This is a genomic window from Blautia glucerasea (assembly GCF_013304385.1).
In the GTDB taxonomy this organism is placed as follows: domain Bacteria; phylum Bacillota; class Clostridia; order Lachnospirales; family Lachnospiraceae; genus Blautia_A; species Blautia_A ammoniilytica.
Genome location: NZ_JAAITU010000007.1, coordinates 93042 through 114859, shown reverse-complemented (window position 1 = coordinate 114859; position 21818 = coordinate 93042). Strand labels below are relative to the sequence as shown.

The following is a 21818-nucleotide window of genomic DNA, read 5'->3' as shown; positions in this document are numbered from 1 at the left end:
TTTGAAGAAAATAAAAAGAAAAGAAGTTTTAAAAGAAAAATGGTGCTGGGCATAACACCCAACACCAAGTTTGTCTACAGTCTGACAGCTGCAGATCTGATCTGCAGCTGTTTTTTTTACCCTTTATTCAGTTTTTTCTTCCAGAAGTCCACTGTAAATATATGCAGTCTGACCTTCATACTCCACCTGGATCCAATCTCCTTCAGAACCAAGCTTCTGAACTTCCTCACCAGCAGAAAGACCACCAATAATATCTGCATCACTGCTGGCAGCAGCACGCACATTACAGTCTTCTGTCACTACCAGTGTAGTTCCATCAGATACAATAGATGAATCACTGGTATCCTGGCCAAGGCCATCCAGAAATGCTGTCAATGCAGGATCACCTGCCTGTGCATCCTCAAGCTGCTTGCGGATATCAGAGTAAAGTGTCTTTACATCCTCATCTGCTTCCAGCCCATCAGTATAGGCAGAAATCTCTGTATCCTCTACTGCTGATGCATCGATCTTCCACTGGCCTTCGCTGTCCTTATATACATAAAACTGACTCAATGCCGGTACTTTCGTATCAATATCCTTGCAAATATAGTAAAAACTTGCATAGACCACATATGAGTCATCCTTCAGCCCCTTTTTCACATAAACATCCCGCACTTCATACCCTTCAATATAGTCCTTTGCGTTAGTGATCTTTGATTCATCGGACGGTGCAAGATTGTCTACATACGTTTTAAGCGTTGCAATATCTTTGTCCCCCAGAGCCTTGTAATAGCCCGTAATTAATGCAGTAATCTCTGCATTGCCTTTTTCCATGGGATTGGCGTCTTTCTTCCCGTCAGTCTCCCCATCTTTTGCCGGAGAAGAAGGAACATTTCCCTGGTTATCCTGCGATGCTGTCTGCTGATCTCCCTGCCCCTGATCGGTACCCTTCTTACCTTTAACACAGGCATGGATTCCAAAAGCCAAAGCACCAACGATTAACAAAATCGCTCCGCCTAACATAAAATAGCGAAGGTTATCTGATAACCATTCTCTAAAATTGTCCAAGTTCTTGTCCTCCTTATAAAACAACGCACCGGAACGCTGGGTCGTTCCAGGCAGCACACCTGAAGGGAATCGAACCCCCGCACATGGTACCGGAAACCACTGCTCTATCCACTGAGCTACAGGTGCTTAAACTTACTGTTGAATTATCAAAGTACACTACTTCAACTTTAAAAAAGTATATCACAATCTGCATCAGATGTAAAGTTTTTTCTTTTGGTTGAAAATTCATGTCTAATGCGGACAATTCAATGATATCAGGATACCAAAACCATGCATCCACCTAAGTGGTTGTACAGTCCTGGCATCCTTACATAGAATCATTATTCCTTTTTCAGATCGCAAAAACGGGTTTTCACCACTGTCAGTACTCCCATCATCAGCACCACACCGATCACCAGGCATAGCGGGCTCTGGATAAAGCCAGCAAATATATAAGTGATAAAGGATACCACTGCTGCCACCACAGCATAAGGAAGCTGTGTAGACACATGGCTTACATGGTCACACTGTGCACCTGCCGATGCCATAATAGTGGTATCAGAAATAGGCGAACAATGATCTCCACATACAGCTCCGGCCATACATGCGGAAATAGAAATGATCATCAGATCTCCGGGTGTGTTTTCAAACACATGTACAACAATAGGAATCAGGATGCCAAAGGTTCCCCAGGAAGTTCCTGTTGCAAAAGCCAGGAAGCAGGCAACCAGGAAAATAATGGCAGGCAGCATGTTTACAAGACCGGAAGCAGAAGATTTTACCATTTCAGCTACGAATTCATCTGCTCCAAGACTGTCTGTCATGCTCTTTAAGGTCCATGCAAAGGTAAGGATCAGGATTGCAGGAACCATGGATTTAAAGCCATCCGGAATACATGCCATACAATCTCTGAAGGATAATACCTTCCGCACCAGGTACAAAAGCACAGTGATCACCAGACCAAAAAAGCTTCCAAGTACAAGTCCCACAGATGCATCACTTTGGGAAAAAGCAGTTACAAAATCGGTGCCGTCAAAAAAGCCGCCGGTATAGATCATTCCGATCACACAGCAGATTACAAGGGAAATGATGGGAATCAGAAGATCCATTACTTTCCCCCGGGGATTCACCTTTCCATCTTCTTCAGCACCTGCATAGGGCCTTGCAGCTGTAGTAAACAAGTCGCCTTTTAATGCATTAGATTCATGAATGCCCATTGCACCAAATTCTACTCTCATTAAAACCATGGATACCATCATTACAATAGTAAGGAGTGCATAATAATTATATGGAATGGCACGTACAAATACAGACATTCCGTCTTCTCCCGGGACAAACCCACTAACAGCTGCTGCCCATGAAGAAATAGGGGCAATGATACAAACCGGAGCTGCTGTAGCATCGATCAGATATGCCAGTTTTGCCCTTGAAACATTGTGCTGATCTGTGATGGGACGCATAACGCTTCCCACTGTAAGACAGTTAAAATAATCATCAATAAAGATCAGTACACCTAAAAGAATCGTTGCAAGCTCTGCTCCAACTCTGGTACGGATATGCTTTCCTGCCCAGCGTCCGAAAGCCGCAGAACCTCCTGCCCGGTTCATCAAACATACCATGGCACCCAGAATTACAAGGAATACCAGAATACCCACATTGCTGCTTGAAGACAGAACACTGATCATTCCTTCAGAAAAAATATGATTGACTGTGCCCTCAAAATTACCTCCTGAATAAAGGATTGCACCTACCAGGATCCCAAGGAACAAAGAGCTGTATACCTCTTTCGTGATCAATGCCAGAACAATTGCCACAACTGGAGGTATCAGAGACCAGAATGTGGCATATACAGCCGGTTTTGCAGCTTCTTCTGCAGCCAGCACAGTTACCGGACAAACCATCACAAACCATGTGATCATTGCCAGAACTACGGATACTTTGTTACGATTGTGCTTCATTATTGATTTCCTCCCTCATTTTGAACCCGGGCAATTCTGACAGATCATTAACAGGCTATGGTCTTTTGTGCCTTTAATTACGCAAAAATAGCCATGAACACTTCCCCGCTATGGGACACATTCATGGCATTTATTCTTTCACAGGATCCACACCTTTGATAGCGCTCCACAACAAGTGACAGTCTGCCGCATATTCTGCGTCAGCCCAGAACCTTCCTGTATGGCATAAGAAAGCTCTTCGGCGGTCTTCCCTTTATCTTTGGCCAATCTGCCATGGACTGGATATCTTCTCGTATCCGCAGCCAAAAATACTGATGAACCCCGCACCTCTATCATTATTTCCCGTATTCAGTTTCCTTTAACCATGGTAGCAGTTTTCCCTAATAATTGCAACCTTTTTTTATAGATGCTCTTGTTTGAAAACTCCGTACTGATTCACAGTGCCGATCAGACGATATCCTTTGCCTTCCAGATATTCCTGTTTCTCCTGAGACGGAAGTGCAAAGACAAGGTAATTACATCCTAGCTTTCTTACCGCCTTCACCACTCTTTTCAGATCAGGATCAGGAGAAGAAAGCTCCTGATAAAGCCGCATGGATGAATAGTGCTGGGAACCTTTTCCTGCTCTGCTGTAAGGCATGTAAAAAGAAGGCTGGTACACTCGGATATAAGCAGCCAGGTAATCATCTGCTGCCACGCATACCTCTTCCTCTTCCTCCTGCTGATCACTGATCAGATTACACACCTGAGTCACCTCATCTGGAACCTTCTGGTAATTGTGTACCTGTACATAATTATCCTCACTCCATACAGATTTTCCGGATATGCCAATCACTCCTATCAAGAGAATCAGCACAAGCCCCTGCAGCTTATGCCCACCCTTTCTTGCCTTAAGGCCAGCCCGTTCTGCCAGGGCAGTACCGGTATACGCAAGAAGCACAGTAACAGGAAGAAGCCAAAGTACACGCCAGTATACATCACTGCCAATACATTTCTGTATAATTCCCGCACTCAGGGGAAAGAAAAATAGCACAAGCAGGAGTACCGAATATGCAATAAGAAGTCTTGTCTCTTTTCTTTTTCTGAAAAAAAGCAAAAGCAACAATACCGCCAAAAGGATCAGATACTGATAATACCCGCTTCCCCAGAATAAAATCCAGGTATCCAAAATTCCTTTGATCATTTCTTTCATGAGCCACCTCCTACTGTATGAAAAAGTAAATACAACCAAGTGCCACCGGTGGAAGACAGCAGATCACTCCATACAAAAGCCTTCTCAGATCCCGCTGTTTGTACAGGCTGATCAAAAGAAAGATCCCGGTAAGGACAGGCGCCAGTATGATCCCCATAGAAGATAAAAGACAACAGGCCAGTTCTGTTAAAAACAGACTGATCCATGGATATTCTCCTTTTTTATCCACCAAAAGTTCCATACATAAGAAGAAAAGAAAAGGGAGAAAAACACCAGTAAGTAAAGCTTTTCCCTGCCAGATACGAACCATCTGGAAATTACCGCTGCTATATACAGAATAGCCGGAAAACCAGATTACAACAGCAGAAAGAAGCATAAAGATCCATCTGCTTTTCTCATTATCCTGAAACCATTTTTTTCCATAGCCCCAAAGTACAGCATAGCCTGTCAGCAAAAAGACCGGTGGAAACACAGTATGGGCCATAATTGCCGGATGGAGTTCCCCGCACAGCTGACTGACAACAGCCAGAAATACAGGAAACGGAGACAAAATGTACCTGCTTGGAATCTTTGTATAAGCATAGCCTGTATATGGACTGATAGAAAAAATAGTATCCGTATGAATATCTGTTACTGCTGTTCCCACATAAAAGGAATCATCTGCATCCATATGTGCATAGCGCACTACCACATACATCTGCAGCAGAATCAAAGCCAATGCCAGGATCATAGGAATAGAAAGACGGATTTTCCCTTTTTTCAGCCTTCCCATATATGCATCTATTGCATCCTTTTTCAGCAGACACCACATCCCCCACCATACCATTATGATCCCCAGGCTTCCATAGCATACGGTCAGGATATGAAGAGGCAGCCCAAGCCAGATCATCAACAGGGTAAGAACCTCCATAACTGCAAATAAAAAAGCATAGCCTGTGAGAAAACAGTTTCTCACAGAATAAATCTCTTTTTTCTGAAAAAACGGTGCTCCTGCTGCAGCAGGCACCACCAGAAGCCAGAAAGCGGCCAGTATCATTTTGATCATAAGACCCATCTTATACCTCCTGCCTTCCTTTGGCGATTCCCATTGCAATCTTTTCAGGTGTTATCGGCAATTCCCGGATCCGGACTCCCACTGCATTGTAAACTGCATCTGCAATGGCCGGGCAAGGGGTATCGATCACCAGTTCCCCAATGGATTTTGCCCCAAAAGGACCGCTTTGTTCATAGCTGCTTTCAAATTCCACACGGATCTGTCCCACATCCATTCTGGATGGGATCTTGTACTGCATAAAGGAATTATTCCGGATCCTGCCGGTATCCGTATACTGTACCTCCTCTGTAAGAGCCATACCGATTCCCTGTACGATCCCGCCTTCTGTCTGTACTCTGGCAAGATTGGGATTTACCGGTGTCCCGCAATCTACCACAGCCACATAATCCGTCACTTCCACTGATCCGGTCTCAGGATCTATCTCCACTTCAGCCAAGCCTGCCATATAAGGCGGCGGGGAGATCATGGAGGAAAATGAGGCAGTTGCCTGCAGCTCCTGAACATTTCCACAGGTGGCCTGTACAGCGATCTCCGCAAGTGATACCTGCCTTCCCTGGCCGGTTACACAAACACCATCAAACATGGTATCTTCCACAGGAAGTCCCAACATTCCAGCGCCAAATGCCTGGATCTTTTCCCGCAGCATACTGCAGGCTTTAAGCACTGCATTTCCGGTAGCATAGGTAGTGGCAGATGCGTAGGATCCGGAATCATAAGGTGAAATGTCTGTATCTACTGCTCCAACCACCACATTATCCAGCTCTGTATCCATACAGTCAGCTGTCATCTGGGACAAAATGGTATCACAGCCAGTACCCATATCTGCACAGCCCAGGGACAAGGTATAAGAACCATCCTCATTCAGCTTTACAGTGGCGCCTCCCACATCCACACACGCAATGGAAGAGCCCTGGAGAGCCAGTGCCATACCTGCTCCTCTGATCTTTCCGTTTGGCATTACCCTGGAGGGATATCTTTCATCCCAGTGGAACATTTCTTTTGCTCTTTTCAGGCACCTGTCAAGGGAACAGCTGGTAGCGGTAGGGCTGTTTCCATCATAACCATGTAAAGGGCCGCCTTCTACAGGCATATTTTTCTCTCTAAGTACCACTGGATCCATACCCATCTGATGGGCCAATTCATTGATCGCAGATTCTACTGCAAAAATCCCCTGGGTAGCTCCGTAGCCTCTGTAAGCCCCGGAAGCCTGCACATTCGTATAAACCACATCATAAGAAAAATGATAGGCCTGAAGATGACGATAAAGAGCCAGTGCCTTATGTCCGGTCAAACCTACTGTCGTAGGCCCGTGATCCCCGTAGGCTCCTGTATTGGAAAGCACCTTTATATCCAGTGCCTTTACAATCCCCTCCTGGTCTGCCCCTGCCTTTACCCGTACCTCCATTTCATGTCTGGGAGAGGCACAAATCAGGGACTCATATCTGGAATAAACGATTTTGGAAGGGCGTCCTGTGATCCAGGTGACCAATGCAGGATATACCTCGCATACTGCCGTCTGCTTTGCACCAAAACCGCCTCCGATCCTTGGCTTGATCACCCTTACCTTTGAGGATGGGATCCCCAGTGCCCTTCCAACGATCCTTCGTACATGAAAGGGGATCTGTGTGGAAGTCAATACATTCAGTCTCCCATAGCAATCCATATAGCAGCAGGTACGGAAGGTTTCCATCATACACTGCTGATTGGCTTTCGTATGGTACGTCTCATCTACCACATAGGCGCAGTCGGCAAAAGCAGCATCCACATCCCCGCTTATCTCATCTCCGGATGCAGCCAGATTCCTTTTATTATCTGCACCAACCGGGACTTTGGCTTCCCAGTCCTCTTCCGGATGTACAAGAACCGGGTTATCCTTTGCCTGATGCATGTCCAGTACAGCCTTTTCAACCTGATAGCTTACCTTGATCTTTGCCAGAGCCTGATCCACGGCAGCTTCTGTTTCTCCGGCTACAATCGCCACCGGATCCCCGGCAAACCTTAAATGTACATCCAGGATCTTGCGGTCATAAGGGCTAAGCTCCGGATAGGTCTGTCCTGCAATCGTAAAACGCTGATCCGGCACATCCTGATATGTAAGCACACAGACAATGCCCTCTACCTTTTTGGCTGCTTCTGTGCGGATCTCACGAACCCAGGCATTTGGATGGGGACTTCTTAAAAGCTTTACCACAAGACAGTCTTTCGGTGCAAGATCATCAGTATATACAGGTTTTCCTGTCACAAGGGCCATGGCATCCTTTTTAGGAACCGGATGATTTACATATTTCATTCCCTGTATTCTCCTTTCCTGTCCTGTTTATATCTAAGGTATTTCAGAATACTTCTGGTCTGTCCCACAAAGCCGGAGCAGCGGCACAGATTGCCCGCCAAATATTCCCGGATCTGTTCTTCATCCGGATCCTGCAGCTCTTTTAACATTGCAAAAACATTCATAATAAACCCTGGATTACAAAAGCCGCACTGCTCTGCCCCCTCTCCTGCAAGAAAGGCGCCAAACTCCTGGGCTTCTTTTTCCATGCCTTCCAGGGTAACAACCTTTTTCCCCTGTACTCGAAGAGCAAGCATGGAACAGGAAAGTACCGGACGTCCATCCAGAAGCACGGTACAAAGACCACAGTTTGCTGTCTCACATCCCCGTTTCACACTGAAACATCCCATCTGACGCAGCAGATCCAGCAAAAGAGTATCCGGTTGCACTTCAGCTTCCCTGTGAACATTGTTAAGCCAAAAATCCATTTTCATTTACCGTTCCTCCTATATCTGTCCATGCTCTTCTTGTAAGTACCTGTACCAGATGGGTTCTGTACTCCTCACTGCCTCTCATATTACTTCCAACCGGCACATTCTGAGCAGTCCAGACACTATATCTGTGAATAGCGTCCTTTTTCTTTTCCGGATCCATGGCGCAAAGTCCCTTTAAAATGCCCTCCGGATCTTGCAGAACCATTGCCTTTCCAGGCCTTGCCCCGATCACTGTCCGCACATTCTCCCCTGCCTTGGAGGCGCAGCAGGTAAGCACTGGAAAATCTGTCTTTGTATTTCGCTGGCTCAGATAACAGATCTTGGTTTTCTTTTTCCTGATGATCAGGCGCAAAAGAATATCTCTGTCCTTTTCCATAGAGACAAATTCCGAAAGGGGAATCCTGCCTCCTTTATACAATTCCACCCAGGTATCCATAGCCAGGAACAGGGTAAGCACATCTGAAAAACCATATCTTCCCCAGATGCTTCCCCCAACAGTAGCACAGTTGCGGAACTGCACCCCTACAATATGACGAAGACATTCCTTTATGGCTCCCCCTGTATAGTGAAGAAGGCCTGGATGCACCTCCAGATCATGAAGAGGCGTCATGCACCCGATCACAAATTCCTCCGGATCTTCCTGTATCCCGCACAGATCCAGCCCTGAAAGATCTATGGCAGTGGACACTCTGCGGTTTCCCATTTTCAGCCATACCATTCCTCCCAGGATCACGGCTGTTTTTTTCTGGTTCAGTTCATAGGCCTGCTGGAGGCTCTCTGCTTTTACATAGCTTTTAATCTTCAGCATGTCAAAAAAATACCCTTCCCTTAGTCTTCAAGCTCCAGGAGCACATACTGGAAGCCTGATAATTCAATTTCCATACCTCTTGTATCTTTGCGGAATGTCCCCTGCTCACCGTTATCCCTTGGACATCCCCAATTCACACTTTCTTTATTGTTCAGCACCACTTTTTTTGCAGGTGCAGGCAGCTGTACCTTTCTTGGATCCTTCTGAAAGTTAGCCAGAACCAGAAGTGTTTTCTCTCCTTTTCGGAAATAAGCGATCAGATTCTTTTCTTCTTCCAGATAAGGGATCAGCTGGCCATAAACAATGGTTTCTTTATATTCTTCACTTTTACGAAGCCTGGTAAGCTTTTTGTAAAAGGCAAGCACTGAATCCTCATCATTTACCTGTGCCTGTACATTGATCTGTTTGTAATTAGGATTAACCTTAAGCCATGGCTTTCCTGTGGTAAAACCGGCATTTGCACCATCATCCCACTGTACCGGTGTACGTGCATTATCCCTTGAAAATGCACTGGCAACCGCAAGTGCTTCTTCATCACTAAGTCCTGCCTCCCTGGCAACCTTATATTCATCCAGGGTACTGATATCATCGATCTCATCAATAGAATGGAAATCCAGGTTTTCCATGCCGATCTCCTGCCCCTGATAAATGAACGGAAGACCACGGAGCATGAAATAAACGCCTGCCAGTAGCTTCTTAGCGTCTGTGCATCGATCTTGGGGCTGAATATAATAACATACTCCTCTTGGCTCATCGTGGTTCTCAATAATATTGGACACCATGCCCATGTCGCCGATCTTTTTCTGTGTTTCAAAAATACAATGCTTATATTCATCCGGTGTAAGGTATCTTTGGGAAGCATACCATCCGTCAAGACTTTTCCCGAAAATATGGCTGTTAAAGTCAAACATGGAAGAGAAATATCCCTCATCCCCGATAAAATCCTTCAATTCATCATCCTTTACATTGAAAACTTCCCCAACCGTAAAGGCATTATAAGGGCGGAACGCTTTCTTGGCCATCTCTCCTAAGAATTCACCGATCCCATGGGCATCTGCCAGCATATTCCCCATATTGGACAGACCATCCTCACGGTCAGCGGGATAATCCTGGAATGGAAGCTTTTTCTTAATATTGATAATAGCATCAATACGGAAACCTCCCAATCCCTTCTCCATCCACCAGCGGATATTTTTGTAAACCTCTTCCCTGACCTCCGGGTTCTCCCAGTTCAGATCCGGCTGTTTCTTATGGAATACATGAAGATACTGCTTGTCCGGGTGACCTGGCAAAGGCTCCCACACCGGGCCTCCGAAATAGCTTCTCCAGTTGCAGGGCAGCTTCTCCCCTTCCTTTCGGTCAGTAATATAAAAGAAATTTCCATATTTTCCATCTGGATCCTGGATCGCCTTCTGGAACCACTCATGCTCATCTGAGCAATGATTTACTACCAGATCCATCAGAATATACATCTGGCGTTTCTTTGCCTCATGGATCAGATGCTCCATATCTTTCATAGTGCCAAATCTTGGATCAATGCTGTAATAATCCGAAATATCATATCCCTGGTCTGCAAGAGGTGATTTATAGATAGGGGAAAGCCATAAAATATCTACACCCAGATCCCTGAGATAATCCAGTTTTTCTATGATACCAGGTATATCCCCGATGCCATCTCCGTTAGAATCATAAAAACTTTTGGGATAAATCTGATACGCTACTTTATCATGCCACCACTGTTTCTTCATAACAAAGTCCTCCTTATAAACACACTGATTATAAACACACTGAAAAGAGGATGTTGTATAAGCCTGTTTCCTGACAGCCGGCTCATACCACAGCCTCTTTATTATTTGTAACTGTTAGCAGCTCTGCAACAGTTGTCTGCAGGGCAGTTATCAACCATATCTGATATTAACCTGAATATCTTAATGCGTCAATAGATTTTTTCCTAGCTATGTCAGTTTTAGCAATACCTTTTCGTCATATCGCTATATATTTTCAATTATTATATTATTATTTATAGATTTTTCACAATTATTGTGCTATAATACTTTCAAATCTATAAAATATTCTGTAATTTCCGGAAGGAGGAATGATTCATGAGCAAGCAGATCATTACAATCAATCGTATGTTTGGCAGCAATGGGCGGGTGATTGGCAAGGCAATTGCTGATGCGCTTGGATTAAAATTCTATGATAAGGAACTGATCGAGATTGCCAGCCGGGAAAAGGGCGTTCCTTTCGATGAGTTTGCCAAGGCAGACGAGAAAAAGGCAAGCCAGTGGCGCTATTCCGTAGAATACGATATCCAGATCGACAGAGAATATCATTTTACTCCTATCAATGATGTACTTTTTGATGCCCAGAAGGAGATCATCCTGAATCTGGCAGACAAAGAAGACTGCGTGATCGTTGGCCGCTGTGCCAATTATATCCTGAAGGACAAAGCACTCAGTCTCTTCATCTATGCTCCTTTTGAAGACCGTCTGAAGACTGTCATGGAGCGTACAGGCAGAGAGGAAAAAAGCGCCCGGAAAATGATCAAGAAGATCGACAAGGATCGCAGGGCTTATTATGAGTACTTTACAGATGAATATTGGATGGATCTGCTTCATTACGATCTGTGCATCAACAGCAGCCGTTTCACTACCCAGCAGATCATCTCCATGGCAAAAGAAGGCCTTTCAGACAGATAAGCTTACAGCATAAGCCATAAGTGGCACATAGAACAGGGGCAGCTGCATTTTCATATACAGCTGCCCCCTTATTTCTATTTCTGGTGTTCCATAATGTATTCTTTCAGGAATTCATAAATCTGCCCTTCTGTAGGCGGACACCCATCCAGATGGTGGGTAAACCCTCTGGTACAGTGGCCGATTCCCAGTTCTCCACTCTTTTCCCTGTATCCCTGACCAATACAGATCTTTGTTTTTAGTCGGTCAAACAATCCTTCTTCCCTAAGCCTGTCAAGGGCAGGGATCAGATATCCATAACAGGCACTACAGGATTCTACTTCTTCGACTGCATCTTTCAGTTCCACAACTTTTCTTGATCTGGGAATTTCCTTAGCTGCTTCCTTATCCAGCATTTGGATCTCTGCCTTTATAATGTCACTGCATCCCACGCCTAGCTTTCCGGCCATTTCCACATAAGGCACCTCCCAAACCTGATAATGCAGCATCTGGCACACATATGCATCTATCAGCACCGGATCCCTTCCGGCAAGAACCCGGTTCATAACCACTGGATGTCCTCCATCTTCAAAGTCAAGATCCCCACATATATTATCCACAACAATAAAATCCTGATGAATGCCAAGGCTTAAATGGGCAATGGGATCATGCAAACCCATTGCGTGAAATCTGCGTTTCTCAGAATTTGGGATCAGTCCTTTCATATTTTTCAAGGCACAGGTGATTTTTGTCTGGCAATGGCCTTTTAACACCGGCACATTGATCAGGAAATCAAGATCCAGTACCTTCTGACACACATTTAAAGTCATACCGCCACACTCTACAGCAACGCCCTTGTCTTTTTGCATATCCCAGAAAGGAACCTGATACTTTTGGGAAAGTGCCTCAAAACCACACACCTGATAAGCCTCCTGTGTACGGTCGCCCACCCATGAGCCTTCCAGCATAACGATCTTATGAAAATCATATTTCTGAAGATACTCAATGATTCCGGCAACTACCTCCGGATGGGTAGTACCACCCCAGGATGCTTCTACAGGAGATACAAGATTAGGCTTGATCCCGATCAGTTTCTCCCTGTCCCCAATCTGACCGGCAAGATCACTGTCCTCCAGAAGAAGCTTCGTCATTTCTTTATAATCTGTACCGCATCTGATAAAAATCTGATTTTTATTCATCTGCAATCCTCCTGAAATCTTCTGCTTTTGTATCATACCAGCCCAAGAATAATAATGATCAGGATCAGCACAGGAAGCACAAACTGAAGATATGGCTTCAGTATCCTGGGAAGCTTCAGCCCCTCTCCTGCATTACATTCCTTGTAATAGTTATCAAATCCCCATCCGAATCTGGTCACGCAGAACAAAAGATAGATCAGTGATCCAATGGGGAGAAGCAGATTGCTTACAAGGAAGTCTTCGCTGTCCAGTACATCCCTGCCGCCGATCAGATGCAGATCACTCCAGATATTATACCCCAATACACAGGGAATGCTGGCGATCAGCACGATCACTCCATTGATCAGTACGGCTTTCTTTCTGTCAACTTTGTACATATCCAGGCTAAAGGAAATAAGATTCTCAAAAACCGCCATAACCGTTGAAAAGCTTGCAAATGTCATAAACAGGAAGAATAAAGATCCCCAGATCCTTTCTCCTGCCATATTTACAAAAATATTGGGAAGAGTAACAAAGATCAGAGATGGTCCGGCATCCGGCTGTACGCCGAAAGAAAAACAAGCCGGAAAAATGATCAGTCCGGACATAAGTGCCACAAAAGTATCCAGTGCCCCGATCCGAACAGCTTCTCCGGTAAGCGTATACTGCCTGTCCATATAGCTTCCAAAAATCTCCATAGCTGCGATGCCAAGGCTTAAGGTAAAAAAGGCCTGGTTCATAGCTGCCGCGATCACATTCCAGATACCAACCTTAGCAACCTGTGCCGCATCCGGTATCAGATAGAATTTAATACCTTCTCCTGCTCCGGGAAGCAGCATGCAATGCACTGCCAGGATCACGATCAGAAGCAGAAGCGCAGACATCATATATTTACTGATCTTCTCCACGCCTTTCTGTAATCCCTGGCTGCATACCAGAAAGCCCAGTACAACCGTCACTGCCATCCATAGCCCCATCTCTTTTGGTGAAGACAGCAGGCTCTGAAATACATTTCCCACACTTTCTTTATCCATACCGGAAGTAAATTTACCTGTAGCGAATTTGAAGAAATAACTAAGCATCCACCCTGAAACTGTTGTGTAATACATCATCAGCACATAGCATCCGATCATACAGAACCATCCATGAATATGCCATTTACTGCCAGGCTTCTCCAGTGCCTTATAAGCCAGCACTGCACTTTTCCTGCTTGCGCGCCCTACTGCCAATTCCATGGTAAGCACCGGCACTCCCATCATCAGCAGGAAAACCAGGTAGAGAAGCACAAAAATGCCTCCTCCGTTCTGTCCTGCCACATAAGGAAAGCGCCACACATTACCAATACCTATGGCGCATCCTGCACTTACAAGTAAAAAACCCAGTCGTGATTGAAAATTTTCTCGCTTCATAAAAACTTTTTCTCCTATCGTTCATGTCCAGTCAATTTTAACACACCAGTCATAACAGGGCAACCATAGTTTCATTTAGCGGAAATTTGTATGCATCACCATTTCATTTAGCGAAAATTTGTCCAAGACGCAGAAAAAGCACCGCCCGGCAGGCGATGCTCTTCCTGTTTTATGGAAGTATCTGATTATATCTTACTTGCAATACCATATCTTACTTACGATATGCTTTTGTGTAAGTATTTGTGGTATTTACATAGGATTTTATTCCTGCTCCAAGAAGCTTCAGAGCCTTAACCGGAACGTATCCTGTCACACCATTTGTAAATACTACCTGATAATAGCCATTGATCTTCGCACTGTTAAGAACCACTTTGGCCTTGCACTGGATCACACCGATCCTCTTGCCCTTGCCTGTAGCGTCTGCATAAACGCCGGTTCTCTTTGTTGTTCTGGCAACACGGTATACTGTTATCTGTGGTGTACTGCTGAACTTCTTGGTTGCAGTGCCGGTTCCAAGGTATGTTGTCTTTGTTGCAACACCATACTTAAATCCTGCATCCGGTCTTACGCAACTCTTCAGTACATATCCGCTGCCAACACTACCTGTACCATAACGTACTCTGTAGTAATTGCCTGTCTCACCTGTGATCAGTACTCTTGTAGCTACAGGAGCAACTGTGTTAGCACCTGTACCAACGCCTGTATAGATCCATGTAGTAGTGGAAATCTGACCATTAGACTTCACAGCTGTACGTTTTGTCAGTGCACCGCTGGTAATTTTTACATAAGCTGCACGAACATATCCATATCCGCCGTTAAACTTGATCTTATACCACTCATCTACAGTATCCACGATAGTAACAGCTGTACCTCTGCCAAGCTGTCCAATCTGAATACCCTGAAGGCTGGCAGAATTTCTTACAAACAGGGCGCTTGCAGTTGTTACACCATATTTTACAGTGTATACTTTCTTGCCAGGTTTTACACGCAGATAGCATTTTGCAACATGTCCGTTTGCTGTAATAGCTGTGATCATGGTTGTACCGGCTTTCAGACAGGTAACAACACCAAATTCGTCAACAGTAGCAACCTGAGGTCTGGAACTGGACCAGAAGATGGTACTTCCAACTCCGTTAGCCGGAATTGCGGTAGCCGTCATCTTGAACATGTTTCCAACCTTCTTGGTCAGCTTCTTAGCACAGATGGTAACGCCTGTTACCTTCTGTCTTACATTTACCTTAACCTTATCTGTGATAACACCATGGTGAGTATCATTTGCTGTAATAGTGATCCAGCAGCTTCCTGCACCCTTCATCACGATCTTGTTGGTATAGGTATCATAGTAAGCAACGTCTGCATTATTGGTAGACCATGTCACACCAGTCTCTGTTGTATAGTCCGGAGTGAATGTGTAACCAATGTCATGCTTTTCTCCTGCAAATCCGGAGATCACTTCCTCACTAAGCTTAACGCCGGTAGGTGCTGCAATAACCTTTACAAGCATCTGTGCTCTCAGCTTATTGTAGGAGTATGCAGAAATCCATGTAGTTCCAAGCTTGTTTGCATGGATCTTACCGTAGCTGTCAACAGATACGATAGAAGAATCATCGGATGTCCATGTAATGCTTGTATCAGATGGTGTAGTAGCACCGTCATTGAAGATCGGTGACAGGTAATCATCCTCATCAAGATAGATGGTCATTGCATCTTTCTCGAATTTCAGGGAATTAACATCTGTCTTGATGTACAGCAGTGCTTTCGCTTTTTCTGTAGTACCATCTGCAAATGTCATGGTTGCTGTAATATTTGCAAGACCGGCTTTTGCTGTCTTGGATACCATGGCAACGCCTGTGGAATCGATCACAACATCTGAATTGTCACTGCTCCAGGTAAGCTCACCTGCGTATGCTTCTTCCGGTGTAAGTGTAGTTGTGTACTGCACATTCTCGCCTGGATATACTTCACTTCTTGTAGGTGTGATATCCAGCTGGATGTCATCCTCAGCACCTACAATGATCTTGATCATGCCTACTGCCGGCTTGCCAGTGCCATCTATACCATAGGTGCCATTCATGCATTTCGCATAAATATAAGTGGTACCCTTGCCAACGGTAGTAACCTTACCATTCTGGTCAACAGTTGCAATAGCTTCATTCTCAGAACTCCATGTGAGAGACTTATCATAAGTTTCTGCAGGTGTGATTACTGCTTTCAGCTGGATGGTCTCGCCACGTTTCTTAGCAACAATATCATCATTTGTATCTGTATCTACCCGTCTCACTTCTACAGATTTAACAGGTGTCTTCACAAATACCTTCGCTCTTGCAGATGCGGTCTGGTTATTGCCATCTGCATCCGTCCAGGTAATGGTAGCTGTGATATAGGTTGTGCCGCCCTTCTTAGCTACGATTCTGCCGTCTGTACTTACAGTAGCGATAGTATCATCATCAGATGTATACTCCACCTTTGTATATTTTGCATTGGCAGGATTTGGTGTAGCCTTGATAAATGCGATCTCATTTACCCAAAGCTCATAATTCTCCTGAGATAAGGTTACGCCCTCAACCTTTGCGTCTACGATCACAAGGATCTTTGCACGCAGGCCATTGCTTGCCTTTGCATATACATAAGTACGGCCAACGCCTGTTGCAGTAACAACACCTGTATCGTCTACTGTTGCAACAGAAGCGTTTCCTGTGCTCCAGGTAAGGCTGGTATCATAAGGTGTTGACAGACCGTCATTCCACTGAATCAGGGATAACAGATCGTCTGTATCACCAACGAACAGATTTCTCTTGTCCTCGGTAAATGCAACTTTCTCCACTTCCTGCTGTGCGGTCACAACCAGCTGTGCGGTTGCTGTCTCACTGTTTACCTCAGCAGTTGCTGTGATCACAAATCTGCCTGCTGCAAGAGGAACAAAGCTGATCTTCTTACCATTTACAGAAAGTGTATAATCTGTGCCTGCTGCTGCCAGATTACCATCCAGTTTTACTTCATAATCTACTGCTGCATCTTCCGGATCTACAGCAACATTTGCCTGAACAACTTCACCTGTAGGTACGGATACGGAATCTTTATCAAAGCTGATAGCCGGAGATGCATAAACTGTTACCTTAAATGCAAGCTCTGAACCATTTGGAGCTTTTGCGATCACATAGGTAATGCCAGGTGCTACTGCTGTCACACTGTCACCAGTGATCTTTGCAATAGACTCATCTGCACAACTCCATGTAACCTTGCCTGCAGTTGCTTCAACAGTCGGAAGCTTCTTGGACATCTTATCAGCAACGCCAACCTGAAGTGTTGCTTCCCAGTCTGCTTCATATCCCGGTTTGAATCCGCCTGCAGATACAGCTACGATAAATACTACCTTGGATCCATCCGGTGCTGTAACTGTTACAGTAGTATTGCCCACTGCCTGTGCACGAACAACGCCGTGGGAAACGGTAGCAATGGTCTTGTCTGCAGATACCCAGTTAAAGGTTGCAGGATCTGCGCCCAAAACTGTATCTTCTACTAACTTAGCAAGATCCTTATGACTTTCATCATCAGATCCGTCAAGAATCAGATTTACAATGTTGCTCTCGCCTGCCTTCAACTGCACGCTGGAGATATCTTCTGCATCTACAGTGATTGTAAATACAGCCATACTTCCATCCGGTGCTGTTGCTGTTACAACTGCCACACCTGCGGATTGGGCAACTGCAACGCCGCTGTATACCTTTACAACAGACTCATCAGAGCAGGTCCATGTAAGCTGGCTTAACAGAGAATTTGTACCAACAGCCGGAGCACTGCCGCCTAATCCTGGAGCTGTAAGACCTCCAATCAGATCAACTGTCAGTTCTTTTGTCAGGTCATGAGTCTCATCCTGACCCATCTTAAGGGAAATCTCATCCTGACCAGTAAGCTTAACTGTCACAACAGGCTCAGCCAGAACCTTAACAGAAACACCAACGCTGCTTCCATCTGGTGCTGTTGCAACAGCTACGGTATGGCCAGCCTTCAGTCCTTCTACTTTATTGCCTGCGATTCTTGCTATATCTGTGTCAAGAACCTTCCATGTAACAACACCACCGTCAGACTTGATCTCCGGAAGAGCTGCTGTCTCTTTATCTGTAACATTCAGCTGAAGAACAATCTGTTTCAGATTATCCGGTGTCAGTGTTGTCTGATCAAAGCTGCCAGCAGAAACACTTACGATAAAGGATACGCTTGATCCATCCGGTGCTGTAACTGTTACCATTGCAAGTCCTGGATTCACAGCCTTTACAGTACCATTAGCAGCAACTGCAACATCTGTATTATCACTGCTCCATGTAAATCCTTTAACATCTGCGGTTGGAACAGTAGTTGACTCTACCAGTTCAGAAAGGTCTTTGCTTGCATTAACTGCACTGTCAAGTGTAAGGTTAATTACATTTGTACCTGGTGCTTTCAAAGCTACATTTGCAAGAGCCTTTGGATTCACTTTAACAGTAAAGGTTACATAATAGCCATCAACTGTGGTTGCTGTAATTACAGCAGTACCTGGTTTTAAGCCTGTAACAACACCACCGTCAACCTTTGCAACAGAATCATCATTACTGCTCCAGGTCACGCTTGTGATATCATCTACCGGTGTTCCACCCTTAGTCAGTTCAATGTACTCTGTCAGGCTTGGAGCATATGCTTCACCTTCAGTTACTTCGATTAATTTCTCAGCTGCAGCTTTATAATCAATCTTAACAGGATCCGGTGTTGTGGAATCTGTGATATGGAAGGTAAAGGTGATCACCTGTCCCTGATACTCAGCTTTCACATTGGTGGTTCCTGTACCTTTAAAGGTAACAACACCTTTTGTATCAACGGATGCGATCTCATCTGCAGATGCGGTATAAGTTACATCTGTATCAAGCTGATCTGTTGTATTCAGAAGCTTCAGGTATGCCTTCAGATCCAGGCTTGTCTGCTCTGCTCTGTCAATATCAAACTCTGTCTGAGATGCTTCCAACTTTGCAGCTGCATTAACAATTACCTTAAAGGTTACAAAGTAACCATCTTTGGTGGATGCAACTACAGTAGTATCTCCTGCCTTCACACCCTTTACCATACCATTAGATACAGTAGCAACGGAGTCATCAAGAGAGCTCCAGATAATATCACGGATATCACCGCCAGTTACCTCTACCATGTCACGAAGGTTGGTATCATATACTTCACCTTCAAGAACATCTACAATAGTACCTTCATATCCTGCTTTAATATTGATCTCTACAGGTGCCGGAGCTGTGGTATCTTTAATAATGAAGGTAAAGGTAACAGTCTGTCCGTTAAGTTCTGCCTTAACTTCAGCTAATCCTGTCTTCTTAAAGGTAACCTTGCTTCCTGTAACTTCAGCGATCTCATCTGTAGATGTGGTATAAGTCACATCATCCAGTGTATACTCATCTGCTGTTCCCGGCTTTGTCTCCGGATTTGTAATATTCAGGTAAGTATTCAGATCTACTGTCTTATTGTCTTTCATATCTACTGCAAAGGTGGTCTGTGTAGCATTCAGCTTCATAGCGTTCTTTACAGTCACTGTGAAAGTTACATAATAACCATCTACCGTTGTTGCAGTGATCACTGCTGTACCGGCTTTCACACCTGTAACAACACCGTTATCAACCTTTGCAACAGAATCATCATTGCTGCTCCAGGTCACATTTGTAAGATCTGCAAAAGCACTGCCCTGTTTTACTTCAATGAAATCACGCAGGTTCTTCTCATAAGCCTGTCCTTCTTTCACTTCAATATTCTGCAGAGCACCTGGTGCATAGTTGATGGTGATCGGATCCGGAGTAGCGGAATCAGTTACATTGAACGTAATGATCACATATGCATCCGTATTCTTGATCTGAGCACGTACATAAGTGGTACCTGTTTTGCCGGTAAAGGTTACAAGTCCATCATGGTCTACTTGAATAATGTTCTGATTGAAGTCTGAATATACGACATCATCCATCTTTGCATTCTTCACTGTAAGAAGTGTGGAAAGATTATAATCTTTAGGATCCAGATTCTTGTCATTCAGATCTACGTCAAAGGTAGATATCTCTGTAGAAATCTGTGCTGGTGCAACTGTAACAGTGTAAGTAGTATAATTGCCATTCGGCAGAGTGGCTGTAATAACAGCTGTACCCTGTCCTACTGCAACAATCACACCATCTGTAACTGTAGCAACTGCTTTATTATCAGAAGTCCACACAACGCCTGCACTGCCATGCTCCAGTTCTGTTCCATCGAAATCCTTCACAGTCAGTGTCTTATCTGCATCAAATGCATCCCCGATTTCGGAAAGCGGAACATCCTGACCACCGCTGATGCTTGCCCCAGCTTCCTGAACTGCTGAAGTAACATGGAAGATGATGACATCACTTGTTGCTGCGTTTGTTTTCTCCACTGCTGTAACAGTATAATAACCTACCTTACTGAATGTAACTGTGCCATCGGAATTAACCTTCGCATTTGTCGCATCAGAAGACTGGATATCTACGTCTGTCCAATCAAGATTGGAAAGTGTGAAGTTTGCCTTCAGATTGTAAGTAACAGTCTTGCTGCCGCTGGCAAGAGTGATATTTACTTCTTTCTGTTTTGCAGTAATAGCAGGTTTAGCTGCCGCTTCTCTTGTTACATGGAAGTTAACAGTTACGGACTGGCTTCCTCCCTTGGTTGTAACCGTAGCTTTAACGGTATACTCACCAGCTTCCTTTACCTTCACTGTACCATCAGTAGAATTAATCTCTGCATTTGTTGCATCAGAAGACTGAATATCTACATCTGTCCACTCTGCATCTGTAAGATTCAGAATAGATTTAAGATTGTATACTCTCTCTGTCTCTGTTGCACCAAGCTCAATATCTACATCTGTCTGGTTGGCTGTGATAGTCGGTGCTGCAACGCCCTTCTTCGTAATATGGAAGTTAATGGTAACGCTGCTTGATTCAATATAAGCCCGTACGGTGTATTCGCCGGCCTTCTTGAATGTAGCTGTTCCGTTCAGTTCAACCTTCGCATTTGTCTCATCAGAAGACTCATACTTTACATTTGCAAATAGTCCATTCTCAACGGAAAGAATAGACTTCAGATTGTAGCTTACTTCAGCATTATCTGCAGAATCCAGTTCCAGAGAAACATCTGTCTGGTTTGCTGTGATAATCGGTGCCGGAACACCCTTCTTCGTGATATGGAAGTTGATGGTAACGCTGCTGGATCCAATATAAGCCCGTACTTTGTACTCGCCTGCTTTCTTGAAGGTAGCTGTTCCGTTCACAACCTCAGCATTTGTCGCATCAGAAGACTCATATGTTACATTTGAGAGATCTCCATTTTTAACGGAAAGAATAGACCTCAGATTGTATTTTGCTGTTGCGCCATCAATTGCATCCAGTTCCAGAGAAACATCTGTCTGAGATGCAATCAGTTCAGTCTTTGCAGGCTCAATGTCCTTAACAGTGATCGCAAGATTAACCTTTTTCTGGTATTTCTTGCCTGTGTCCGGATCATCATAGGTAGCTGTTACCGTAATGGTAGCTGTGCCAGCACCCACACATTGGTATGCGCCTTTGTTATCCACTAATTTTACAACGGTGTCATCAGATGAACTGTACTCAACACCAGCCATCACCGCCTGGTTGCCAAGAAGCGCAGTACCAGCAGCACTGCCACTCTCACCTCTTGTGTGTGTTCTCTGCAGCTCGCTGATCTCATATGTAAAATCCTCTGCTGCGG

12 protein-coding genes, 1 tRNA gene and 1 riboswitch are annotated in these 21818 nt (G+C 44.6%); of the genes, 1 reads left to right on the top strand and 12 read right to left on the bottom strand.

From position 1 onward, the window contains the following. Positions 1–123 precede the first annotated feature (123 nt). From G5B11_RS04935 to G5B11_RS04895, 9 genes are all read right to left on the bottom strand, one after another. Positions 124–1047 carry an SH3 domain-containing protein gene (locus tag G5B11_RS04935; RefSeq protein WP_244092915.1) on the bottom strand — a complete coding sequence of 308 codons (924 nt, stop codon included), beginning with the start codon at positions 1045–1047 and terminating at the stop codon, positions 124–126. A gap of 54 nt (positions 1048–1101) precedes the next feature. Then, positions 1102–1173, bottom strand: a tRNA-Arg gene (locus G5B11_RS04930). 194 nt (positions 1174–1367) lie between these two features. Then, positions 1368–2945 carry a Na+/H+ antiporter NhaC family protein gene (locus G5B11_RS04925; protein ID WP_244092917.1) on the bottom strand — a complete coding sequence of 526 codons (1578 nt, stop codon included), beginning with the start codon at positions 2943–2945 and terminating at the stop codon, positions 1368–1370. Between the two features lie 190 nt (positions 2946–3135). After that, positions 3136–3324, bottom strand: a riboswitch (Lysine riboswitch). 60 nt (positions 3325–3384) lie between these two features. Beyond that, on the bottom strand, positions 3385–4176 hold the full coding sequence (locus tag G5B11_RS04920) for a hypothetical protein (protein ID WP_173727079.1): 792 nt from the start codon (positions 4174–4176) through the stop codon (positions 3385–3387). A gap of 10 nt (positions 4177–4186) precedes the next feature. Then, entirely contained in the window at positions 4187–5230 is a 1044-nt protein-coding gene (locus tag G5B11_RS04915) for a DUF6077 domain-containing protein (protein WP_173727078.1), read from the bottom strand. Between the two features lies 1 nt (position 5231). After that, positions 5232–7520 (bottom strand): xanthine dehydrogenase family protein molybdopterin-binding subunit, encoded by a 2289-nt coding sequence (locus tag G5B11_RS04910; protein WP_173727077.1) that lies wholly within the window; start codon positions 7518–7520, stop codon positions 5232–5234. Then, positions 7517–7993, bottom strand: coding sequence for a (2Fe-2S)-binding protein (locus tag G5B11_RS04905; RefSeq protein WP_173727076.1), 477 nt, complete (start codon positions 7991–7993; stop codon positions 7517–7519). The genes G5B11_RS04910 and G5B11_RS04905 overlap by 4 nt, the downstream gene beginning before the upstream one ends. After that, positions 7971–8801: an FAD binding domain-containing protein gene (locus G5B11_RS04900; protein ID WP_173727075.1), complete on the bottom strand. Its 831-nt coding sequence runs from the start codon at positions 8799–8801 to the stop codon at positions 7971–7973. The genes G5B11_RS04905 and G5B11_RS04900 overlap by 23 nt, the downstream gene beginning before the upstream one ends. A gap of 20 nt (positions 8802–8821) precedes the next feature. After that, positions 8822–10549, bottom strand: coding sequence for an alpha-glucosidase (locus tag G5B11_RS04895; protein ID WP_173727074.1), 1728 nt, complete (start codon positions 10547–10549; stop codon positions 8822–8824). Between the two features lie 354 nt (positions 10550–10903). On the opposite strand from G5B11_RS04895, the gene G5B11_RS04890 reads away from it, so the two are divergent. After that, entirely contained in the window at positions 10904–11500 is a 597-nt protein-coding gene (locus tag G5B11_RS04890; RefSeq protein ID WP_173727073.1) for a cytidylate kinase-like family protein, read from the top strand. Positions 11501–11574: 74 nt separating this feature from the next. Here G5B11_RS04890 and G5B11_RS04885 read toward each other — a convergent pair whose 3' ends face one another. From G5B11_RS04885 to G5B11_RS04875, 3 genes are all read right to left on the bottom strand, one after another. Continuing rightward, complete coding sequence (locus G5B11_RS04885; protein WP_173727072.1) at positions 11575–12675, bottom strand: DUF362 domain-containing protein; 1101 nt, start codon at positions 12673–12675, stop codon at positions 11575–11577. Between the two features lie 32 nt (positions 12676–12707). Continuing rightward, positions 12708–14063: a sodium-dependent transporter gene (locus G5B11_RS04880; protein WP_158422449.1), complete on the bottom strand. Its 1356-nt coding sequence runs from the start codon at positions 14061–14063 to the stop codon at positions 12708–12710. A 211-nt stretch (positions 14064–14274) separates the two neighbouring features. Next, complete coding sequence (locus G5B11_RS04875; RefSeq protein WP_173727071.1) at positions 14275–21711, bottom strand: Ig-like domain-containing protein; 7437 nt, start codon at positions 21709–21711, stop codon at positions 14275–14277. Positions 21712–21818: the final 107 nt, after the last annotated feature.

What these genes read in the sequence shown, in the direction of transcription:
- G5B11_RS04890 (WP_173727073.1), top strand. Translation starts at nt 10,904, where the DNA reads ATGAGCAAGCAGATCATTACAATCAATCGTATGTTTGGCAGCAATGGG.
- G5B11_RS04920 (WP_173727079.1), bottom strand. Translation starts at nt 4,176, where the DNA reads ATGAAAGAAATGATCAAAGGAATTTTGGATACCTGGATTTTATTCTGG.
- G5B11_RS04910 (WP_173727077.1), bottom strand. Translation starts at nt 7,520, where the DNA reads ATGAAATATGTAAATCATCCGGTTCCTAAAAAGGATGCCATGGCCCTT.
- G5B11_RS04915 (WP_173727078.1), bottom strand. Translation starts at nt 5,230, where the DNA reads ATGGGTCTTATGATCAAAATGATACTGGCCGCTTTCTGGCTTCTGGTG.
- G5B11_RS04880 (WP_158422449.1), bottom strand. Translation starts at nt 14,063, where the DNA reads ATGAAGCGAGAAAATTTTCAATCACGACTGGGTTTTTTACTTGTAAGT.
- G5B11_RS04885 (WP_173727072.1), bottom strand. Translation starts at nt 12,675, where the DNA reads ATGAATAAAAATCAGATTTTTATCAGATGCGGTACAGATTATAAAGAA.
- G5B11_RS04900 (WP_173727075.1), bottom strand. Translation starts at nt 8,801, where the DNA reads ATGCTGAAGATTAAAAGCTATGTAAAAGCAGAGAGCCTCCAGCAGGCC.
- G5B11_RS04925 (WP_244092917.1), bottom strand. Translation starts at nt 2,945, where the DNA reads ATGATCACATGGTTTGTGATGGTTTGTCCGGTAACTGTGCTGGCTGCA.
- G5B11_RS04895 (WP_173727074.1), bottom strand. Translation starts at nt 10,549, where the DNA reads ATGAAGAAACAGTGGTGGCATGATAAAGTAGCGTATCAGATTTATCCC.
- G5B11_RS04905 (WP_173727076.1), bottom strand. Translation starts at nt 7,993, where the DNA reads ATGAAAATGGATTTTTGGCTTAACAATGTTCACAGGGAAGCTGAAGTG.
- G5B11_RS04875 (WP_173727071.1), bottom strand. Translation starts at nt 21,711, where the DNA reads ATGGCTGGTGTTGAGTACAGTTCATCTGATGACACCGTTGTAAAATTA.